Origin of the sequence: Leucobacter komagatae (genome assembly GCF_000834055.1) — a bacterium.
Taxonomy (GTDB): Bacteria; Actinomycetota; Actinomycetes; order Actinomycetales; family Microbacteriaceae; genus Leucobacter; species Leucobacter komagatae_A.
The window spans coordinates 1-20,398 of the sequence record NZ_JXSQ01000037.1 but is presented as its reverse complement, the minus strand read 5'-3'; the positions used below and the strand labels follow the sequence as shown (position 1 = coordinate 20,398).

Sequence of the window (20,398 nt, the reverse complement as noted above, 5' to 3'; positions counted from 1 at the left end):
ACGCGGAAAGAAGCGTGACGCGAGCTTCAGCGACTACGCGACTGCCGGCAGGTCGTTTGGCCCGTTCTACGGCACCATGGCATTCATCAACACCTTCCTCCCGGGGACCGTGTTCATTTCGTTCGCCGGGCTCGCAGCGCTCAGCGGCATCGTCGGCTATTACCTGCTCGCGTACGCACTGCTCGGCGTGCTACTCATGCTCGCGCTGTCAAAGCCGGTGTTCCGCTGGGGCAAGCGCTTCAATCTCGGCACACAGTCAGACCTGCTTGCGCTGCGCTACCGCTCACGCTCCGTACGGGTCGTCGCATCGGTCATCGGCATCGTATCGACGATCCCGTGGATCGTGCTCGGCCTGCAGTCGCTCGCGCTCGTCTTCGAGTTCGTTTCCGGGGGCGCACTCGCCCCGCTCGTCGCGGTCGGGCTGAGCGTCGCCGTGATCGTCGTCCGGCAGGTGTGGACGGTGCGGCACGGCATGCGCGGCATCATCGTCTCCGACCTTGTGCAGGGCATCTTCGCCTACTTCGTCGGCTCGATCATCGCCATCGGGCTCATCGTCGCGCTGCTGACCAACGGCCACGGCTTCCAAGACGTGCCAGAGGGGTTCACCTCCCTGCGTGGCCCCGGCGATGTCTACGGCCCGCTCTACGCCGTCGCGATCACCCTCACCGGTGCTCTCGGCACGTGGTGCTGGCCCGACATCTTCGTGCGTCTGTTCACGGTGAAGAGCACGCAGACGATCCGCCGCACCGCTGGCTATGCCGCGCCGATCATGGTCGTCTTCACCTTCTCGGTACTCACCGTCGCCTACCTCGCCTCGTCCGACGACCGCGTCGCGGCCGCCCCAGACCACGTCTGGTTCATCCTCGCTGGCGACGGCGGCATCTTCCTCCTCACGCTCGCTGCAATCTCGGTGGTCGGCGCGACGCTCGGAAACGTTGGCGCGAACATTCAGGCGGTTGGTGCGCAGGCCGCGAACGACATCGTTGGCATCGCTCGTCCCGAGCGCGAGGTCGACGTGCGGGTAGCAAAGTGGGCGGTTGCGATTACCACCGGCGTCTCTGCGGTGATCGCGTTCACGACGATGAGCTCGGTCTCCGGCCTTGTCGGGCTCGCAATGCTCTCCTACCAGGGCATTGTGCAGCTCGCCCCGACGCTCCTCCTCGGCATCTTCTGGAAGCGTGCGACCGCGGCCGGTGCCGTCTCAGGGATGGTCACTGGCTTCGTACTCGCAGCGGCCCTACAGCTGCTGTACCCAGTGCAAATCCCCTGGCTGGGTGGGCTCACGTCGGGAATCGTCGCAATGGTTGTAAATGCCCTCGTGCTCGTCGCCGTCTCGCTGCTGCGGCCGCAGACCGCACTCGAGCGGTCGCGCGTCTCCGAGCTGTGGAGCATCACCGCTGCAGCTGAAGACCCGAAGACCGAGGTTGTCTCCCTCGCCGACGCGGCCGACGTCGAAGAGACGGCGAAGTCGTGAGCGGAGCAGCCACAGGCGACGCGGCTGCCGGCTTCATCACGGCCGCTCGCGTCGCCCCGAGCGGTGCTGGGCCACTCACTGGGTGGGACGTAGCTGTCAAGGACAACATCGACGTCGCTGGCCTGCAGACCACCGGCGGCACCGCGATCCTGCGGGGGCACACAGCCGCTGCGGATGCGGAGGTCGTGCGCCGCATGCGTTCTGCAGGGGCGACCCTCGTTGGGAAGACCCTGCTCCACGAGCTTGGCCACGGCATCACCGGCGTGAACCCCACCTTCGGCACGACGGTGCACCCGGCCGACCCGTCACGCACCGTCGGCGGTTCAAGCGGCGGCAGCGCGCTCGCCGTACTCACTGGCAAAGCGCGCGTCGCGCTCGGAACCGACACGGGAGGCTCCGCCCGTATCCCGGCGGCCTTCACCGGCATCGTCGGGTTCCGGCCAACGCTCGGACGCTACGACGCGGAAGGCGTCCTCAGGATCTCGCCGAGCCGCGACACCGTCGGGGTGCTCGCGCGCGACGTCGCAGATGTCGCCACCGTTGACGCCGTGCTCGCTGCGGAGGAGCCGCGTGGCAACGCACCCACCGAGCACACCCAGCAACCCACGCGAATCGGTGTTCCAAGCGAGGCGCGTGCGGGGCTCTCCGCCGCGCTGCTTTCCGTGTTCGACGCGTCGCTCGCGTCGCTTGCCGCAGCCGGGTACGAGATCGTCGAGATCACAGCACCGCGAAGCCTCGACGCGATGTTCGAACACGGCCTCACGGTGCTGCGGGCGGAAACCATCGCTGCGATCAGCGAGTATCTCGCGACGGTCGAAACCAACCCGAGCGTTGCGGAACTCGTCGAACGCTCCGAGTCGCCGGACGTGCGCGCGATTCTCAGCGCCGCGCTCACCGCCCCCGAACCCGAGGGCGGGTATCGGTCAGCGCTCGCCGCAATCGACGAGCTCGGGGCGGCCTACCGTGCGCAGCTCGCGCAGCTCGATGTGGCGGCGCTCGCCTACCCAACGGCGGCGGTGGAGACGCCGAAGCTCCGCGCAGAGTCCGGCGATGATGCGGCGGCTGAGCTGCGCGGCACTGTGCTGCTGTCGACGCCGGCAACACTTGTCGGGACCCCGGCGATCTCGCTTCCGGCTGGCCACTCGCCTGAGACGGGCCTCCCCGTCGGGCTCACGCTTGAACACCCCGATCGGGGCGGCGACCGCGAACTGCTCGCCCTCGCGGCGCGGGCCGCTGCGACGCTCGCGGCGGCAGCGAAGGATCGGGTGGTGTCATGAGGATCGATCTGATCGTCCGCGCACGCGAGATCATCACGCTCAACCCTGGCAGGCCGGTGGCGGCAGCGGTCGGAATACTCCACGGCAGGATCGTCGGCTTTGACGAAGAACTTGACGGGGTGTCTGCCGACCGGACGCTCGACCTCGGGGATGCTGTCGCAACGCCGGGCCTCATCGATGCCCACTGTCACACGGCATGGTGGGGGCTCGGGCTTTCGGCGGTGGATCTGTCTGCGGCGCGGGGGCTCGACGAGCTTTACGCACTGATCGAGGCCGAGGTGCTGCGGCTTGAGCGCGCAGGTGACGCGGATGCGTGGGTGCATGCGACCGGCTTCAATCAGTCGCACCACGGCGGCGAGTTCCCTGACATTGGGCGGCTCGACGCGCTGACGGGCGAGCGCCCGCTCTACATGCGGCACACTTCGGGCCACGCCTCGATCACGAACTCTGCCACGCTTGGGCTTGTCGGAGCGCTCGACCCTGCCTTCGTCGACCCGGTCGGTGGCGTGGTGGTGCGCGACCGCTCGGGGAGGCCGACGGGGCTCATCGAGGAGGCAGCGCAGGGCCTCGTGCAGGCGCTGCTGCTGCCGTATTCGAGCGAGCACCTGGTCGCGGCGTTGCAGGCCGCGACCGAACGCTACGCCGCGCAGGGCATTACGAGCTTCACTGAGGCGGGAGTCGGCGGCGGGTGGATCGGCCACAGCCAGGTCGAGGTCGCCGCATACCAGGCTGCGGTCGACGCCGGGAAGCTGGCGGCGCGAGCCCAGCTCATGCCGGCCATCGATGCACTGAAGCCCATTTCGGGCCACGCGGCCGACTTTGGCGCGGCCGGCACCGGTGTCGGGCTCGACCTTGGCGTACGTGCCGGCTTCGGCGACGACATGCTGCGGTTTGGCCACGTCAAGGTGTTTCTCGACGGCTCGCTCCTCGGGGCGACGGCGGCGGTCACCGAGACCTTCTGCGGGCACGAGCACAACACCGGGTACCTGCTCGATGAGCCCGAGTCGTACCGCGAGCGAGCGCTTGGCGCTTACCGGGCAGGTTGGCCGCTCGCACTGCACGCTATCGGTGACGCAGCGATCGATCTCGCGCTCGACCTCATCGCCGAGGCCCACGAGACGTATGGGCGCCGCGACGTGCCGTGCCGCATCGAACACTTCGGTATCTCCCGGCCGGATCAGCTCGAGCGGGCAGGCGCGTTGGGCATTGCGGTCACGCCGCAGGCCGGCTTCATCGGCCCCGTAGGCGACCAGATGGCTGAGCGGGTCGCGCCGAACGCGCCGGGTGGCTGTATCGCGGGCGATCAGTGATCGATGCGGGGATCATCCTCGCCGGCTCCTCTGACCTGCCCGTTGCCGACAACAATCTGCGGCGCGGCATGCAGTCGGCGGTGGATCGGCTCACCGATGCCGGACAGGTGCTCGGCGAGGCGGAGGCGATCTCCCCGGAGGAGGCGCTCCGCACGCACACGGAGTGGGCCGCGCGCGCCTGCGGGCTCCTCGGCGACCGCGGCACCCTGGAGGTCGGAAAGCTCGCGGACATCACGGTGTTCTCCGACTCGCCGCTTACCGCGCCGTCGATCGCGGATCTCGGGATCGTGTTGACGGTGCTCGGCGGCGAGGTCAGCTTCGACGGTCGGGCGTAAGCCAGGCGCTGCCCGCGAGCGCGATGAGCGCCCGGGCAGCGTCGCGCGGCACCGTCGGGTCCATCCCGGTGAGGTCGTGGAACGCGCGCAGCCGATTCACGACCGTGTTGCGGTGCACGTAGCCCGCCTCGGCGGTGTGCTTCACCGAGCCGGTGTCGCAGTAGGCAAGAAACGTCTCGACGATCCGTTCACCGTCACCGGGCGGCACGCTGTCCAAGCCGGCGAGTGCCTGCGGGCTGAGCCCGGGAAGCAGCGGCGCGAGCGCGGCAGCTGCGACCGGCGGCCAGAGCTCGTGCTCATCGCTCAGGCGTCCCTCTGGCGCGTGCGGGGCGAGCCGGTGGGCGAGGCGGGCAGCGTCGGCGACGCCAGCAAGGCCGGCGATCTCGTCGATCACGACGCCGCGGATTGCGCCGAGTGGGTGCCGGCCGAGCACCTCGGTTCGCGGGCGCACGAAGAGCACGCCGTCGTCGAAGTCCCAGACCAGAAACCGGTTGCGCGTGTGCTGGAGGTCGGCGACGAGATGCCTCGCGGCGGCGGCAGCGGACGACGGTACGAGGATCACCTCGTACTCGGCCTCGAGGGAGATTCCGAGTTCCCGTGCTACCTCGGCTGCGACGTCCTCAGGGTCGTCTGCCGCGAGCAGCCGGGCGAAGGCGCGCGTCTCGTTCGCCCTGCTGTCGAGGGCGAGCACCTCACGCTCGTTGAGGAAGGCGACCTGCACCTCACTGATGTAGTCCTCAACGGTGGAGAGCACGACCTCAGCGTGAGCGACGAGCAGCGCGGCGTCTCCCGGGGCAACCACGCGAGTGAGGCCGGCCCACAGCACGCGGTAGTCGAGCCGCACGGCCTCGAGGAGCCGGTCGCGGTCGACTCCCTGCCGTGCGCGCCGCACGCCGAGCCGCTGCGGGAGGTCCGCGAGCTGGCCGGGAATCTGCTCGCCGCGGAGCTCAGTGATGAGGAGCGTAAGCGTGTCGCGAGCGGTCGCTCGAATGTCGGTGCCCGAGACATCCTCGTACCCGCTGCCCACCTCGCGCAGTCGCGCCACGAAGTCGTCGACAAGGGCGTCGAGATCGGCGAGGAGGTCGGTGAGCGTCGCGATCCACCAGTCGTCGTACGGCGCTGCTGCGTCCTGCTTGGCGGTCACTGTGCTCCTCCTTCGCGCGCGGTCCCTCCCATAGTATTGACTATTCACACACCATAAGTGGGGGTTTTGGGGACATTTCGGGCCCTCACTGTGCAGATGCATAATTCGTGCGTCGATCCGTGTGCGAATGTCGATTGCCGCTTGCCCGGGAACAAGCGACCGTTGATGGGTGGGCCAGCGACGTGCCCAATACGTATTCCATGGAGGAAACAATGACTGCACAGCTAGCTACGGACGAGGCTGTCCCAAACGCACGCCTTGACCAGTCCAAGATGCGAAAGATCGCCACGGCGAGCGTCATCGGGACGACGGTTGAATGGTACGACCTGTTCTTGTTCGGAACCGCCTCGGCGCTCGTGTTCAACCAGGTCTTCTTCCCCGACCTGCCGCCGGCGGTTGGCACGATCCTCTCGTTCCTCACCTTCGCCGCCGCATACGTCGCCCGCACCGTCGGCGCGATCCTCTTCGGCCACTTCGGTGATCGTCTCGGACGCAAGTCGATGCTGCTCGTCTCGCTGCTGACGATGGGCGCTGCGACCCTCGCGATCGGCCTGGTTCCCGATTACCACACGATCGGTGTCGCCGCACCGTTCATCCTGCTGTTCCTCCGCATCGTCCAGGGCCTCGCGCTCGGCGGTGAGTGGGGTGGCGCGGTGCTCATGACCGTCGAGCACGCCCCAGAAAACAAGCGCGGCTGGTACGGCTCGCTCGTGCAGGTCGGCGTTCCCTTCGGCACGCTGCTCGCAAACGTTGCCTTCCTCATCGTCACAGCCACCGTGTCACAGGAGGCACTCGTGTCGTGGGGCTGGCGTGTACCGTTTATCGCTTCCGTGCTGCTCGTCGCGGTCGGCATCTACATCCGCCTGAACATCGAGGAGACCCCGAGCTTCCAGCAGGTCCGCGAGCAGGGCGCGAAGGCAAAGCTGCCGTTCGCGTACCTCATGAAGCACTACTGGAAGCAGGTTGTGCTCGGCGGTGTTGCGACGCTGTCGACCGGCTCCACCTTCACCCTCATGGTCGCCTCCGGTATGAACTACGGCACGAGCGAAAAGGGCTTCTCCGCGAACCTCATGCTCTGGGTCGTGCTCGTTGCCTGCCTGCTTGGCCTCGTCTTCATCCCGTTCTTCGGGCGGCTGTCGGACAAGTACGGTCGCAAGCCGATCATCGCCGCCGGCATCGCGGCAGAGGCGCTGCTCGCGTTCCCATTCTTCTGGCTCATCAACACCGGCAACGTCGGAGCACTGTTCCTCGCGTACGCCCTCATGATGATCGCGTTCTCCGCGAACTACGGCCCCATCGCCACGTTCCTTGCTGAGCTCTTCGGTTCGAAGGTCCGCTACTCGGGGCTCTCGATTTCGTACATGCTGTCGGGCCTGCTCGGTTCGGCGATCACCCCAGCGATCACCGTGTGGCTGCTCGACGCCACGGGCCAGAGTGACTCGATCGCCTGGTACATCGCAGCTGCGGCCGCGCTCTCGTTCGTCGCGCTCTTCCTGCTCAACGACAACCACAAGCGCGACATCGACCGCGTCGGCGCGACGACCGCGATCTCGGTCGACCATTGATTCGCCGGATCGACTCGGCGCCGGGGCTCGCCCCGGCGATCGGACCCTACTCGCAGGCGGTCGTCGCGAACGGCTTCGTCTTCACCACGGGCCAGGTGCCGTTCCACGCGGACGGCACCGCCCCCGCGGCGTTCGAGGACCAGGTGCGCGTCTGCATCGAGAACCTGCGCTCCGTGCTCGAGGCTGCGGGCAGCGGACTCGAGCTCGTTGTGAAGGTGAACGCGTACCTCACCGACGCCGCCCAGCGCGATCCCTTCAACCGGATCTACGCTGAGTACTTCGGAGACGCGAAGCCGGCGCGCACGACCGTGTGCGTTGACATCTGGGACATCCCGTTCGAGATCGAGTGCGTCGCCGTCGTCCGCGGGGGCGAAGCAACCGAGGAGGCCGGGGCATGAGTCGATCCACTGAAGAGCTGATCACGGCGCTCAAGACCGTCGAGATTCCGACCCTCGGGCATTTCCTCGAGGACGGGTTCTGTGACCAGGATCTCCGGCCGGTGAACGCCGGCCCCCAGCTTGTTGGTCGCGCTCGCACGCTCGACCTCACGCAGCCGGACGCGTTCGCGGTGAACCGCGCGCTGCTCGCGCTCGAGCCGGGCGATGTGCTCGTGATCCGCGTCGCGGGTCGCGGCCATGCCCCGGTCGGCGCGGTGACGGCGCACGCAGCGATCGCGCAGGGCGCTGCTGGCATCGTCGTCGACGGTCCGGTCACCGACCAGGCCGCGCTACGCGAGCTGCAGGACAAGCTCCCCGTGTTTTCGACGGGGCTCACCGCGCGCACGACGAAGCGCTCGGGCGCGCTTGCTGGCGAGGCCGACGGCGCGCTGGATCGCACGATTGAGATCGCGGGCGTCACCGTCCGGCCGGGCGACCTCGTGCTCGGCGACGCCCAGGGCGTGCTCATCCTCCCGCCAACTGGCCCGGGTGACGACGTGCTCGACGCGGCGCTCGCCTCTGACGCAGCGGAGCCGGCGCTCGTCGCGCGCATCGCGTCGGGCGAGCCGCTCTCGGAGATCCTCGCAACCGAGTGACGCCGGTGGCTGGCCGCCGCAACGGCGGCCAGCCACCGCAGCAGCAGATTGAACCCCAGATTTCGCGGCCACCCGTCGCACCGCTTCACAAGGAGACCAGCATGACCTCGCAGCACGCACCAGACACCGCGGCCCACTCGGCCGGGCACCTCATCGTTCGCACGCTCGAGGCGCACGGCATCGAGCGCGTGTACGCCGTGCCTGGCGAGAGCTACCTCGACGTGCTTGACGGCCTGCACGACTCGGGCGTTGAGACTGTCGTCTGCCGCCAGGAGGGTGGCGCAGGCTTCATGGCGCTCGCGGAGGGCCGGCTCACCGGCCGCCCAGGCATCGCGATGGTGACCCGCGGACCTGGCGCCGCGAACGCGATGATCGCCGTGCACACCGCGTACCAGGACGCGACGCCGCTCGTGCTCTTCGTCGGCCTCGTGCCCGTGAACGACCGCGAGCGCGACGCGTTCCAGGAGTTCAGCCTCACGGGCTGGTTCGGATCCACCGCGAAGCGTGTCATGACGATCGACGACCCGAACCGCGCCGGCGAGCTCGTCGCAGAGGCGATGCGGATCGCGGCCTCGGGCCGCCCCGGCCCCGTCGTCGTCGGCCTCCCGGAGGACGTGCTCGTGCTGCCAGCCGCCCCAACGGTCGCGCACCCGGTCGCGCCGCCCGCGCCCGCACCCCACCCAGCGGAGCATTGACGCCCTCGTCGCCCGCCTCGCCAAGGCCGAGCGGCCAGCGATCGTCGCCGGCGGCGACGGCTGGCACGCGGGCGAGGGGCGCGAGCTGCTCGCGTTCGCGGAGGCCGCCGGGATCCCCGTCTACTGCGACTGGCGCGCCTACGACGCCGTGCCGCACGAGGGCGAGGCCTGGGCTGGCTGGCTCGGCTACGGCCGCACCGACGCGGTCGCCGAGGGGTACATCAACGCCGACGTGCTCGTGTTCGTCGGCTGCGGCCGCGCCGATGTGCTCAGCGACGGCTACACGCAGGGCTTCGACGCGGAGACCGTGCTCGTCACGGCCGATCCCGACGCGACGATGCACTCGGGCCGCACCGACCAGCACATTCTCGCCACCCCGGCGACGTTCGTGCGCGCCCTCGCCGGCGTCGAAGCTGCCGCTGCGCGCGGCGGGCGCGGCACCGAGTGGCTGGCTGGCCGCGCCGAGGCGCAGCGCCAGACGGCCGCGCACCGCCCAGACGCCTCGATCGATGGCGTCGCGCAGCAGATGGACCTCGGCGTCGCATTCGGCGAGCTCGACGACCGGCTCGCCGGCGAGGCCGTGCTCACGTTCGGCGCGGGCAACGCGACGATCTGGGCGCACCGCTTCGTGAAGCACCTTGCGCCCGCGAGCCTCGTGGGCGCCCGCAACGGCGCGATGGGCCTCGCGGTTCCGGCGGCGGTCGCAGGATCCCTCATCTTCCCCGAGCGCAACGTCGTCGCGGTCTGCGGCGACGGCGACTTCCTCATGAACGGCCAGGAGATCGCGACCGCGGTCGCGCACGGCGCGAAGCCGCTCGTGATCGTCATCGACAACGAGATCTACGGCACGATCGTGCAGCACCAGGAGAACCACTACCCGGGCCGCCGCTCGGGCACCCGCATGGCGAACCCCGACTTCGCGGCCTGGATGCAGTCGTTCGGCGGCCACGGCGAGCGCGTCGAGCGCACGGAGGAGTTCGGCCCGGCGCTCGACCGCGCGCTCGCTGCTGACGCTCCGGCGCTCATCCACGTGCTCATCCCCGACACCGTGATGCCGCCAGCATCGAGCGATGTCCCCGCAACCGGCTCCGCCCGCGCCTGAGCCCCTGGAAAGGACACACAATGACTGACCAGCATCTCAACGAAACCTTCCTCGCCGACTGGGCGATCCACTCGCGCTTCGGCGCGGTCGAGGGCACCAACGGTGTGGATCGACAGGCAGCAAGCGCGGCCGACGGCGAGCAGCGCAAGTGGTTCCAGGAACTCCTCGAATCGCACGGCTTCACGGTGCGGCGCGACGAGGTCGGCAACCAGTTCGGCCTGCTCGAGCTTGTGCCCGGCGCCCCGTACGTGCTCACCGGCTCGCACATGGACTCGCAGCCGACCGCTGGCCGCTTCGACGGCGCGTACGGCGTCATGGCGTCGGCGCACGCCTGCTTCCGCGTCGCCGATGAGCTCCGCGCGAACCCGGAGCAGGCGCGCTTCAACCTCGCGGTCGTGAACTGGTTCAACGAGGAGGGATCGCGTTTCAAGCCCTCGCTCATGGGTTCGAGCGTGCTCACGGGCAAGCTCGTGCTCGATGAGGCGCTCGGCACCGAAGACCCCAAGGGCATCACCGTGCGCGACGCCCTCGACGCGATCGGCGAGCGCGGCACCTCGCCCGTGTTCGGCACGGGCGGTGACCTCGAGGTCGCCTCCTACGCGGAGATCCACGTGCAGCAGGGCCGCAGCATGGAAGAGGACGGCGTGACCATCGGCCTCGTCAACGCGACGTGGGCGGCCCACAAGTACGACTTCCGCGTGCTCGGCGAGCAGGCGCACTCGGGCTCGACACTCATGGCGGATCGCCGCGACGCGCTGCTCGGTGCCGCACGCCTCGTTGTCGCGGCCCGCGAACTCGTCGACGGCTTCGAAGCCGAGGCCCTCCACACCGCGTGCGGCGAGCTCACGGTCTACCCGAATTCGCCCGTCGTCGTCGCGAGCGAGGTGCGGCTGCTGCTCGACCTGCGCTCGCCGAGCGCCGAGGTCATCGGCGAGGCGCACGAGCGGCTCATGGCCGTGATCGAGCGCGTCAAGCGGGAGGATCGCGTCGAGATCGAGATCGTCGCCGAGCACAGCTGGGACCAGAACCCGTACCAGGAGGAGGGCGTTGCCCTCGCCAGGGAAGTCGCCGAGGAACTCGGGCTCACGCACGACCGCGTGATGACGGTCGCTGGCCACGACTCGACGAACATGAAGGACCTCGTGCCGACGGTCATGCTGTTCGTGCCGAGCGTCGACGGCGTCTCGCACAACCTCAACGAGTTCACGCGCGACGAAGATCTCGTCGCGGGTGTCGACCACCTGAGCGGCGTGATTCGCAGGCTCGCTGCCGGGGAGCTCACCGCGTAACCGGCCGGTGAGCGCGGTGGGTGCGGCCCGCCTGAGAGGTCTGCCGGTGTGGTCATCCGCGCCCGTTCGCCGGAGTTACACTGACACAGAGAACACTGCGGGTTCGGGCCCGCCGGGCCTCCCCGCGAGAACAGGGGAGACACGTGCACGAGGCGCAGAAGCCACAAAACGAGTTGGTTGCGGCGTTGCGGAGCCTCTTCGTGTTAGCGCCAGGGCCTCCCGGCCCGCGGCGGTGGATCGCGACGCGGGCGGCGCTTTCGATGGGCATCCCGCTCGCCGCACTCACGCTCGCCGGGCGCCCTGACCTCGGGCTCATGGCGGGCACCGGTGCGTTCCTCGCGCTGTTCTTCGCCGGTGCGCCTGCGGCGGAGCGGGCGCGCGTGCTTCCCGTCATCGGTGCGGTGTTGTTCGGCAGCGCAGCGCTCGGCGCGTTGCTGGCGCCGTCACCCTGGCTCACCGCCGTCGGGCTCGTCGTCGTCGCGGTCGTGGGCAGTGCGTTCGCGTTCGCCTACCGCGTTGGTCCGCCTGGTCCCGTCTTCTTCGTGCTCATGTTCGGCCTCTCCGGGATGATCACGAGCGTGCGCGACGGTGCACGCGTGACGGAGCCGTGGGTGTTCCTCACCACGCTCGCTGGCGGACTCATCTTCGCGTACCTGCTCGCACTGCTGCCCGCGGTGCTGCCGTCAGAGCGCGCGCGGCAGCCTCGCCAGCTGCGCGAGATCCTCCCCGGCCCGTGGCTCGGCGCCGGCGAGCAGTGGCTCGTGGTGCGGATCGCGATCGTCGCGGCGCTCGGTGCCGTCATCAGCCTGCTCTGGGTCGACCCGGAGCGCGCATACTGGACCGTCTCGACGGGCGTCGCCGTCGTCGGTATGAGTACCGTGCGCAATCACTCCTTCGCCCGCGGCCTGCACCGCACGTTCGGCACCCTCATTGGCGCGGCCCTCTACCTCGCGCTTGCACCGCTCGCGCAGCTGCCGTGGGCGTTTGTGCTCATGCTTCCGCTATTGCAGTTCACGATCGAGTTCGTCGTGGCGCGCAACTACGCGCTCGCGCTCGTATTCATCACGCCGCTCGTGCTGCTCATCGCCGGCGCGGCGCTCGGCGACGCGAACCAACTCTCCACAGCGACCGAGCGCTTCGTGGACACGGCAGTGGGATCCGCCCTCGCGATGGCATCAGGCGTACTGCGCGAGCGGACAGCGCGCCAGTAGCGCGCGGTGTGGCCGCAGCGTCAGAAACCAAAGACCTCGCGGGGGTGGGTGACCCGCCACCACAGGCCGGGTTCCGCGAAGTCACCGGAGCGCAGCACGTCGACTGGCTCGGGTGGTGCGGCGCCGTCTGGCGCGGTGAGGAGCAGCGCGTTCGCCCCGACGTCGAGTGTGCTCGCGGCAGCTTCGCCAGGGATGAGCACCAGGTCGGCGCCTGCGCCAGCCGAGAGGTCGACCTCCTCGCCAGTAACGGCGGTGAGCGTGCCAAGGTGTTCGCCCTCACTCACCGCGGCGATGCGCTGCGGGGCAGCGGCTAACTGCTGCAGCAACGCCTTACTGTCGGCCGCGCGCGCGTCGTTCGTTTCACGCCCGAACACGACGGCGATCCGGGTGAGCGGGCGCCCAGCCAGCTCGCCCTGCGCCGCAGAGGCGAGGGAGTAGCCCGCGCGCACCGTGCGCCCGGTCTTCACGCCGATCACACCGGGCATCGCACCGAGCAACGGGTTCGTGTTCTCCACCGTCCCGATGCCCCACGGCAGCGTGGCACGTTCCGTGGCAACGAGGTCCGCGAGCGTTGGGTCTGCGAGCACGAGGCGCACGATCCGCACGATGTCTGAAGCGCTGCCGAGGTTCGCGGAATCCATGCCGGTTGGCTCTGTGATCGTCAGCGAGTCGAACCCGTTGCGATCAGCCCAGCCTGCGACAGCAGCAACGAATCCGTCGTTGTCGCCAAAGAGCGAGTACGCGTACGCTGCCGCGAAATCGTTCGCAGACGGCACGAGCGCGAGGGTGAGCATCTGCCTTCTCGTCATCTCAGTGCCCTCCGGCACCGGGTAGGCGATGCCATCCTGCGACAGGAGCTCGTCCTGGCGGTCGACGTCTGCCTCGGTCCAGACGTAGCTCGGGCCGTCCGCATCCGGTGCCAGCAGCTCTCGCTCCTGGCCAACGAGCACGGTCACAAGCTTCGTGATGCTCGCGAGCGGCCGCGGCGTTTCGTCGTTCGTCCAGACATCGCTGCCCTCAAGCCAGCCGACGGCGCTCGGACGGGTCTGCGCATCGACGGCCGCCTGAACCGGCGCGGCATCAGCGGAGAACTCCGCCGTCGCGGCTTCGGCGAGCGTGAGTACGGGCTCCGGCAACGCGGCCGTGGCGCTCGCCGCTGTGTACCCACCGGCGCCGAGCACCAGTACGGCGGGGACTACCCAGGCGACGACGCGTGCGCCGCGCCGGCGTCGAGAGCGCGCGGGGGCGGGGCGATCAGTCATGGGGTGTAGTTTAACGTGGCTCCCTTGGCCGGAGCCGGTGCAGCCCATTCCTGTCACATTTGACCACTCTGGGGTGAGTTTTCTGGGCAGAACGTGCGTGCGCGCCGCCCGGGAACCGGGCACAATGTGAGGAAGAGACGTCTGTCGCAATCGAGGAGGATTCCCATGACCGCACTCATCGCGGGTTACGCACGAACGCCGTTCACCAAGTTCACCGGGCAGCTCGCTGCCGAGACGGCTGTCGCGCTTGGTGGGCACGCGGTGAAGGCTGCGCTGTCGCGCGCTGGCGTCGCCGCAGACCAGGTGGACACCGTCGTTGGCGGACAGGTGCTGCAGGGTGGCGCCGGGCAGAACCCCGCGCGCCAGACCGCCGTGGCCGCAGGCATCCCGATGGGGGTCCCCGCGATCACGCTGAACGCGGTGTGCCTGTCGGGCACTGAAGCCGTGTCGCAGGCGGTTCGCCTCATCAACTCCGGTGAGGCTGACGTTGTCGTGGCTGTTGGGCAGGAGTCGATGACGCTCGCCCCGCACGTTATGCCGCTGCGCGCAGGCACCAAGTATGGCTCGGCCGCGCTCATCGACACGGTCGAGCACGACGGGCTTACCGACGCATTCGATCAGGTCGCGATGGGTGCCCTCACCGAAACCGGAAACACGCCTCTCGGGCTCACCCGCGAGGAGCAGGACGCATTTGCCGCGGCATCTCACCAGCGTGCCGCAGCCTCCGCCGACTTCCTCGCGGCCGAGATTGAGCCGTACACCGTGAAGACCCGCCGCGGCGAGACCGTTGTTTCGGCCGATGATGGGGTGCGCGCCGACACCACGGCCGAAGGTCTCGCAGGCCTTCGCCCAGCGTTCACGAAGGACGGCACGATCACCGCTGGCAACGCGTCGCAGATCACCGATGGCGCTGCTGCGCTCGTGATCGTGAGTGAGGCTGCAGCCGAGCGGCTCGGCCTGCAGCCCATCGCGAGTGTCGAGGCAACCGCGTTCGTGGCGGGCCCCGACTCGCACCTCCACTCGCAGCCGTCACGCGCGATCGCCGCGGCGCTCGCGAAGACCGGCGCCGAGGCGAGCGAGCTTGTCGCGGTCGAGATCAACGAGGCCTTCGCGGCCGTCGGTATCCAGTCGACGCGCGAGCTTGGCATCGACCCGGCAATCGTGAACCAGCACGGTGGCGCGATCTCGCTCGGGCACCCAATCGGCGCATCGGGCGCCCGCATCGTCGGGACGCTCGCGCGCCAGCTCGCCGAGGCAGGCACTGGCTCGCTTGGGGCCGTTGGCATCTGCGGTGGCGGCGGCCAGGGCTCCGCTGTCGTGCTCCGCGCGCTCTAAGTAACCGCACGAAAGTACTGGCCGGGGCCCCAACGGGCACCCGGCCAGTTTTGCGTTGCGCTGCTGCGCTCTGCGGTTACACCCGCACGGTGCGCCCGTCACGCAGGATCCACCCTGCGGTGAAGTGCAGCACGAGCGCCGCGGCCGAAACACCGATCGGGAGGACCCAGCCGCCACTGATCTCATGCGCAAGCCCGAAGAGCACGGGGCCGAGCGCCGCGATGCTGTAGCCGACAGCCTGCGACATGCCGGAGGTGGCCGTAGCGGTGTGCGCGTCCGCAGTGCGGTGCGCGATGAGCGTGAGCGAGACGCTCAGCGCGGCGCCGCAGCAGAGCCCAAGGAGCACGATCCACACAAACGTGGCTTGGGGTACGAAGACGAGCCCAACAACTCCGACGAGCTGCAGCACGGGAAGCGTCACCTGCAGCAACGATCTCCCGTCGAAGCGGAGCAGTAACGGTGCGACAAGCGACCCCACCATCCCGCAGATATGAAAGAGCGTGATACCGGTGCTCGTGACCGCTGCGCTCTCGCCGCGGGAGAACATGATCGGCGCGATCCACGTGGCAAAAATGTAGAAGGACGTCGACTGCGCTCCCATGTAGCAGGCGAGGAGCCAGGCCGTCCGCGAACGCCAGACGCGCTTGCCAATGCCCGGGGTGAGCGCGGGTGGGACGGGCGCGTCGCGCGAGGCCGCACGCTTTGCGCTCCTGCCTGTCACGAACACCCACGCGACGAGTGCGATCGGGATCGTGATGCCGCTTGCGAGGAGTCCCGCCTCCCACCCGAGTGCGCGCCCGCCAACCTCGGCTTGGGCTACGGGGATGGCGATCGCGGTTCCGATACCGGCTGCTCCGCCGAGCGCTGCAGAATAGACGCCCATCACCGTCGCCGTGTGCTTACCGAAGTCGCGCTTCACAATTGCTGGCATCAAGACGTTCGCCACAGCGAGTGAAGCGCCGATGAGTACCGTGCCGAGCCAGAGATTTGCGTTCGAGAAGTCGAGGGAGCGCCACACGGTGCCGAGCATGAGCGCGACGAGCGCCCAGGTGACGGTGCGGTCCATGCCGAGGCGCGCCGAGATCCCGTGTGCGAGCGGTGACACCGCAGCCCAGGTGAGCAGCGGGATTGACGCCAGCAGACCCAGAGCGCCGGCGCTCACGCCCCGACTGTCCGCGATGTCGTTGAGCAGAGGGCCAACGCCCGAGATGGTCATGCGCAGATTGAGCGCGACGAGGAAGACAGCGATGAACTGCCAGCGGAGATACTTCGACGCGTTACCCACTTAGCGATGCTATCCCAGCACGGCACTCACCCTTCTGTCGCGCGCGAGGCCGGTGATGGCGCCGCCGAGAACAGAGAGCGCGGCGGCGACGGTGAACACGAGCCAGAAGCCGCCGACCGCGGCGACGAGCAGCGCGCCGAGCACGGGGCCAAGCAGCTGTCCCAGGGCGGCGGCGGTATTGACGAGGCCAAGATCGCGCCCGTGATCGCGCGCGCTTGGCAGCAGATCCGTGGCGAACGCCAAGCCGACGGTGGAGAACGCGCCGTATCCGACGCCCATCACTGCGGCCGCGGCGAGGGTCATGCCGAACGTCGGTGAGGCGACGAGCATCACTCCCGACCCCGCCTGCACGACCGCGGCGACGACCGCGAGCCCCCGGCGGCGGCCGATCCGGTCCGAGACGAGTCCCGCAGCGATCGAGGCGCCGACGACGAACACCGTGTACACGACAACGACGAGCAGCAGGTTGTCCTCAGCGGCTGCGTGATCCTGCCCGAGCCCGTAGAGGAGGAAGAACAAGAACAGCGACGTGCCCAGGGCGTTACCGACGTTCACGACGAGCCTGCCGACGAGTACCCACCGGAAGTCCCTGTCGCGGAGAAACGCGAACCGGGGCTCGTTGGCAGCCCGTCGGGTGTTCTCCCGAGATGTCTGCCCTGACGGGTCGGGGAGCAGGAGGGCGGCGGCGGTGCCCAGCACCGCCATGGCCGCGGCGAGGACCATGTAGCCTGCGGTGACGCTGAGCCCGAGGAGCACGACGACGCCGACGCCGAGCACAATTCCGAGCGCTTGCGCCGATGATGCCGCCGACGATGCTGCGCCGCGCTGCTCGCTTGGGAGCTGGTCAGCGATCATCGCGGTGAACGCCGCGGAGGCGATCCCGACGCCGGCGCAGACTCCCACCCACGCCGGCCCCAGCAGCGATTCGCCCCCGAACTCATGCCGGTAAGGACGAGGGAGATCGTGGTGACCCAGACCCCCGCCAGCGCCCACGGGCGGCGCCGTGGGCGTGAGGTCCGGCGCCTGTCAGAGAGCGCGCCAGCGGTGGGACCGGCGATGACACCGGCGAGGCCGCCAACGCCAAGCACGATGCCCGAGGAGACGACACCGCGAATCCAGCCGTCGTGGCTGTCGGGGGTATCGAGCTGCAACGGCAGCAGTAGCTGCAAAGGCGTGAGCTGTGCGGTCCAGATGACCAGCCATGCGAGCGTGAACAGGGTAAACCAGGTGGCGCCGACGCTGGAGCGAGTGGGAAGCGGTTCGGACATCATGTTCCTTTGCCTGGCCTAGCACCATGCTCTGCATTGAGTATTGCTAGCTGCCGTGCAGTTTAACCCCGGAGCCGCGTAGGGTGGAAGTATGCGCGCGATCAATGCAGCCCACGCAGGCGGGCCAGAGGTACTCACCATCACCGACCAGGCCGTGCCGACGCCAGGGGCGGGCGAACTGCTCGTCGAAACCGCAGCGGTCGGCGTGAACTTCATCGAAACGTACCAGCGCTCGGGGCTCTACCCAGTTGACTACCCGTTCACGCCAGGGGCAGAGGCCACCGGTCGCGTCATCGGCCTGGGCGACGGGGTCGTCGGTTTCGCAGTGGGGGACAGGGTGCTCACCGCTGAGGCTCGCGCAAGCTACGCAGAACAGTTCGTCGTCGCGGCCGAGAAGGCAGTGCGCGTACCTGACTCGATCGCAGAGGTACTCACCGACGAGCGCGCCGCTGCCCTGCCGTTGCAGGGGCTCACCGCACACTACCTCGCGACCTCGTCATCCCGGCCTGAGCCCGGCGAGACGGTGCTACTGCACGCAGGCGCAGGCGGGGTCGGGCTGCTGCTCACCCAACTGCTAGCTGCCCGCGGTGTGCGGGTGATCACGACGGCTTCCACCGCAGAGAAGCGAGAGCTGAGTCGCGCCGCAGGTGCTGTCGAAACGATCCCGTACGAGGGCTTTGCCGACCGCGCCCGCGAGCTTACCGACGGCGCTGGCGTGTCCGTGGTCTACGACGGCGTCGGCAAGGACACGTTTGATGATTCCCTGCGCGCGCTCCGGGTGCGCGGCAACCTGGTGCTGTTCGGCGGCGCAAGCGGCCCGGTGCCACCCTTCGACCTGCAGCGGTTGAACTCGGCCGGAGCGCTCAGCGTCACCCGCCCGTCGCTCGTGTACTTCCTGCGCAACGCTGAGGAGCGGTCGTGGCGCTACGGGGAACTGTTCGACGCTGTGGCGGCGGGCACGCTCGACCTGCGAGTCGGTGCGTCGTTCCCCCTGGAGCATGCCGCTGACGCGCACCGCGCGCTCGAGGGCCGCGCGACGACAGGCAAGGTCGTACTCACGGTTTAACTAGCAGGCTCGTTGCGTCGGGCCAGCCCTGGGCAGGCAGGTGAGCTAGTGCGGGTCGCCGATGCAGAACTCGTTGCCTGCGGGGTCGGCGAACGTGTCCCACGTGAAGTCGGAATCGCCGCGCTGGCCGAGGTGGATCGCGCCCGCGGCGACCCACTCGGCGACCATCGCCTCGCGATCCACATCGGGAGTTCGGTCGAAATCGAGATGCGCGCGGTTCTTGCCTGGCGTCGGCTCGGCAACCTTCTGGAACCCGAGGGCGACGGGAGCCTCCGGTGCGCGCACGACGCAGAACCAGCCGTCGATGTCTTGTGCGATCTCGCCGCCGAGGCGTTCAGCCCACCACGCGGCGAGCGCGCGCGGGTCCGCGGTGTCGATCGTGATCATGCTGAGCTGAATCATCGGCGCTTCCTCTGCTGCTTGGCGTTCTGAACGGGCTACGGCACGCGGCGCAGCCACTCCTCTGATGAGAACTTCTGCTCGACGAGCCGCTCTGCCGCGTCCCACTCGCCCTCGGTGACCTCGCCCATGACCCCGCCGTGGCGGCGCTGGAAGACCTCGATCATTCGCTCGACGATCTCATCGCGACTCTTCCCGGTCTGGCTGCGCAGCGGATCCACTCGCTTCTGCGCGCTCGCCGTGCCCTTGTCCGAGAGCTTCTCGCGGCCAATGCGGAGCACCTGCGTCATCGCGGTGGCGTCCATGTCGTAGGCCATTGTGACGTGGTGGAGGATCGCGCCGGAGCCGAGCCGCTTCTGCGCTGCCCCGCCGATCTTACCGAGCGGGCTCGTGATGTCGTTGAGTGGTTTGTAGACTGCGTCGATGCCGAGAGACTTCAGCGCTTCGAGCACCCAGTCGTCGAGGTAGGCGTAGGAATCGGCGAACGACATGCCGCGCACGAGCTCGCCGGGAATGTAGAGCGCGTATGTGATGCTCGCTTCTGGCTCCATGTACATTGCGCCACCGCCTGAGATTCGGCGCACGAGCGTCGCGCCGTGGGCAGCGGCCTGCTCCTCGTCGACCTCGTTTTTCACCGACTGGAAACTGCCGATGATGACGGCGGGCTCGTTCCACTCCCAGATGCGCATCGTGGGGCCGCGGAGCCCCTCGCCGACGGCGGTCGTGAGTACCTCGTCAAGCGCGGCGTTGAGCATGGGGGCGACCGCTGGTTCGCGGATGATCTGCCAGTCGTAGTCACGCCAGTGGGCTGCCCCGGTCACGCCGCGGCGGATCGCGACACCAACGGAATCTGGTGTGAACCCAAGCAGGTGGACCTCGCCGGGGAGGGCTTTGCGGATCGCCTCTGAAAAGTCCTCTATCGTCGAGGAGGGGTTCATTCCCTCGATCGCCGCGTTGATATCGAGGAGCGCTTCGTCCGGCTCAAGGAAGAAATCCCCTGAGAGCCTAAAATCGGTGATCTTCTCGTCGGTGACGTCGAAGTCAACGACGACGAGCTTGCCGCCTGGAACCTTGTACTCGCCGTGCATGTCAGCCTCCTTGTGCGCGTACCCCAAGGGTACTCCTCGGTGCCATGGTCGGCTACGCGTAAGCCCCCTTCGCTCCCGGCCCTGTGCTCCCCGCCCTGTGCTCCCGGCGCTTCGCTCATCGTGCTGGAGTTGGCACTTGTTGTCGCTTGGGGCGCTGCATACCGACAACAACTGCCAACTCGAGCGGGGAGGGGGGAAGGGGAGAAGGGGAGGAGGAGGAGGAGGAGGAGGAGGAGGGGAGGAGGGAGGAGGAGGAGAGA

At 68.7% G+C, this 20,398-nt stretch carries 18 protein-coding genes and 1 pseudogene; 12 read left to right on the top strand and 7 right to left on the bottom strand.

The features are described from left to right. From SD72_RS15465 to SD72_RS15455, 3 genes and pseudogenes are all read left to right on the top strand, one after another. Positions 1-1,474, top strand: a 1,474-nt coding sequence (locus SD72_RS15465) for a sodium:solute symporter family protein (RefSeq protein ID WP_042545365.1), incomplete at its 5' end; no start/stop codon positions are given. After that, complete coding sequence (locus SD72_RS15460; RefSeq protein WP_042545364.1) at positions 1,471-2,751, top strand: amidase; 1,281 nt, start codon at positions 1,471-1,473, stop codon at positions 2,749-2,751. The genes SD72_RS15465 and SD72_RS15460, both read left to right, overlap by 4 nt. Next, positions 2,748-4,396, top strand: a pseudogene (locus SD72_RS15455) (amidohydrolase). The gene SD72_RS15460 and the pseudogene SD72_RS15455 overlap by 4 nt, the downstream one beginning before the upstream one ends. On the opposite strand, the gene SD72_RS15450 reads toward SD72_RS15455, so the two are convergent. Continuing rightward, positions 4,374-5,540 carry a PucR family transcriptional regulator gene (locus SD72_RS15450; protein WP_052492757.1) on the bottom strand — a complete coding sequence of 389 codons (1,167 nt, stop codon included), beginning with the start codon at positions 5,538-5,540 and terminating at the stop codon, positions 4,374-4,376. The pseudogene SD72_RS15455 and the gene SD72_RS15450 sit on opposite strands and share 23 nt — an antisense overlap. 212 nt (positions 5,541-5,752) lie before the next feature. Between SD72_RS15450 and SD72_RS15445 the strand changes: the two genes are divergently transcribed. The 7 genes from SD72_RS15445 to SD72_RS15420 all read left to right on the top strand — a co-directional run bounded on the left by SD72_RS15445 (position 5,753) and on the right by SD72_RS15420 (position 12,435). After that, a complete protein-coding gene (locus SD72_RS15445; protein WP_232299822.1) occupies positions 5,753-7,105 on the top strand; it encodes an MFS transporter in 1,353 nt (450 codons plus the stop codon). Further along, entirely contained in the window at positions 7,102-7,503 is a 402-nt protein-coding gene (locus SD72_RS15440; protein ID WP_157000634.1) for a RidA family protein, read from the top strand. Before SD72_RS15445 ends, SD72_RS15440 begins: the two co-directional genes overlap by 4 nt. After that, positions 7,500-8,138 carry an RraA family protein gene (locus tag SD72_RS15435; protein ID WP_042545362.1) on the top strand — a complete coding sequence of 213 codons (639 nt, stop codon included), beginning with the start codon at positions 7,500-7,502 and terminating at the stop codon, positions 8,136-8,138. The genes SD72_RS15440 and SD72_RS15435 overlap by 4 nt, the downstream gene beginning before the upstream one ends. Before the next feature lie 101 nt (positions 8,139-8,239). Then, positions 8,240-8,833, top strand: coding sequence for a thiamine pyrophosphate-binding protein (locus SD72_RS18395; protein WP_232299820.1), 594 nt, complete (start codon positions 8,240-8,242; stop codon positions 8,831-8,833). After that, the gene (locus SD72_RS18390; protein WP_332307511.1) at positions 8,829-9,935 is read left to right on the top strand and encodes a thiamine pyrophosphate-dependent enzyme; all 1,107 of its coding nucleotides are present in this window, start codon (positions 8,829-8,831) and stop codon (positions 9,933-9,935) included. Before SD72_RS18395 ends, SD72_RS18390 begins: the two co-directional genes overlap by 5 nt. Positions 9,936-9,955: 20 nt before the next feature. Beyond that, positions 9,956-11,224, top strand: coding sequence for a M20 family metallo-hydrolase (locus SD72_RS15425; protein WP_042545361.1), 1,269 nt, complete (start codon positions 9,956-9,958; stop codon positions 11,222-11,224). A 143-nt stretch (positions 11,225-11,367) separates the two neighbouring features. Further along, the gene (locus SD72_RS15420; protein ID WP_232299819.1) at positions 11,368-12,435 is read left to right on the top strand and encodes an FUSC family protein; all 1,068 of its coding nucleotides are present in this window, start codon (positions 11,368-11,370) and stop codon (positions 12,433-12,435) included. A gap of 20 nt (positions 12,436-12,455) precedes the next feature. Here the strand turns inward: SD72_RS15420 and SD72_RS15415 are convergent, their stop codons facing one another. Continuing rightward, entirely contained in the window at positions 12,456-13,697 is a 1,242-nt protein-coding gene (locus SD72_RS15415) for a D-alanyl-D-alanine carboxypeptidase family protein (protein WP_042545360.1), read from the bottom strand. A gap of 165 nt (positions 13,698-13,862) precedes the next feature. Here SD72_RS15415 and SD72_RS15410 point away from each other — a divergent pair, with 165 nt between their 5' ends. Beyond that, positions 13,863-15,032 (top strand): acetyl-CoA C-acyltransferase, encoded by a 1,170-nt coding sequence (locus SD72_RS15410; RefSeq protein ID WP_042545359.1) that lies wholly within the window; start codon positions 13,863-13,865, stop codon positions 15,030-15,032. 76 nt (positions 15,033-15,108) lie between these two features. Here SD72_RS15410 and SD72_RS15405 read toward each other — a convergent pair whose 3' ends face one another. The 3 genes from SD72_RS15405 to SD72_RS18385 are packed head-to-tail and all read right to left on the bottom strand — an operon-like array spanning position 15,109 to position 17,588. Continuing rightward, positions 15,109-16,317, bottom strand: a complete 1,209-nt coding sequence (locus tag SD72_RS15405) for an MFS transporter (RefSeq protein WP_052492756.1) — start codon at positions 16,315-16,317, stop codon at positions 15,109-15,111. Positions 16,318-16,326: 9 nt separating this feature from the next. Then, on the bottom strand, positions 16,327-17,220 hold the full coding sequence (locus SD72_RS15400; protein WP_232299818.1) for an MFS transporter: 894 nt from the start codon (positions 17,218-17,220) through the stop codon (positions 16,327-16,329). Then, positions 17,169-17,588 (bottom strand): hypothetical protein, encoded by a 420-nt coding sequence (locus SD72_RS18385; protein ID WP_232299817.1) that lies wholly within the window; start codon positions 17,586-17,588, stop codon positions 17,169-17,171. The genes SD72_RS15400 and SD72_RS18385 overlap by 52 nt, the downstream gene beginning before the upstream one ends. 88 nt (positions 17,589-17,676) lie before the next feature. Here SD72_RS18385 and SD72_RS15395 point away from each other — a divergent pair, with 88 nt between their 5' ends. Further along, entirely contained in the window at positions 17,677-18,651 is a 975-nt protein-coding gene (locus SD72_RS15395; RefSeq protein WP_042545358.1) for a quinone oxidoreductase family protein, read from the top strand. A 45-nt stretch (positions 18,652-18,696) separates the two neighbouring features. Here SD72_RS15395 and SD72_RS15390 read toward each other — a convergent pair whose 3' ends face one another. Together SD72_RS15390 and SD72_RS15385 are read right to left on the bottom strand one after the other, a co-directional pair. Continuing rightward, the gene (locus SD72_RS15390; RefSeq protein ID WP_198142009.1) at positions 18,697-19,053 is read right to left on the bottom strand and encodes a VOC family protein; all 357 of its coding nucleotides are present in this window, start codon (positions 19,051-19,053) and stop codon (positions 18,697-18,699) included. A 35-nt stretch (positions 19,054-19,088) separates the two neighbouring features. Continuing rightward, a complete protein-coding gene (locus tag SD72_RS15385) occupies positions 19,089-20,138 on the bottom strand; it encodes a lipoyl protein ligase domain-containing protein (RefSeq protein WP_042545357.1) in 1,050 nt (349 codons plus the stop codon). Between the last annotated feature and the right edge of the window lie 260 nt (positions 20,139-20,398).